We start from the raw sequence: 660 nt of genomic DNA on the forward strand, positions 1-660 counted from the left end.
AAGGCTCATAAGCGTAAAGCAAAGAAGAATAAAGGGATCAAGCGGGCGATTCTCGACCAGTTCCCTGCCGAAGAAAAGCTACACGAACTTTCAAACTGCCAGTGTCCAGACTGTGGGGAATCGATGAAACAGATAGGTGCTAGTGCTGTTCGTGAAGAGCTTGTCTTCATTCCTGCTCATATGAAACGAATCATTCATAAACAAGCTTCTTATAAATGCGAGGGTTGCACTCAAAAAGAGGGGGCCAATGACAAAATCGTGAAGGCTCCCGTTCCTAAAGCTCCCCTCAACAATAGCTTGGGGTCTGCATCATTGATCGCTCAAACGATTCATCAAAAATATGGCTTGAAGTTACCCGCTTATCGTCAAGAACAGGAATGGAAACAAATGAATCTGCCCCTAAGTCGGGATACGATTTGCGGTTGGCACATTCGCACCTATCAATACTATTTCCAGAACCTCTGTGACTTACTTTTAAACAAGCTCCGTCAACAAGAAGTTCTCCACGCAGATGAAACCAGCTATCGGGTATTAGAGAGCCAAAAAGCGAAGAATTATTTTTGGCTTCTCATGAGTGGCAAGGATACACCAGAACAGGGGATTATTTATCAATTTGATGAAGGCAGAGGACGCCAAGTCATTCTTGACCTATTGGGTCCA

At 44.2% G+C, this 660-nt stretch carries 1 protein-coding gene; it reads left to right on the top strand.

All coding sequences use genetic code 11. From position 1 onward, the window contains the following. Positions 1–660 (top strand): IS66 family transposase (locus GSA01S_RS10375; protein ID WP_157064838.1); only part of this gene is annotated, 660 nt, incomplete at both ends.

Origin of the sequence: Globicatella sanguinis NBRC 15551, from assembly GCF_001552295.1 — a bacterium.
GTDB lineage: Bacteria > Bacillota > Bacilli > Lactobacillales > Aerococcaceae > Globicatella > Globicatella sanguinis.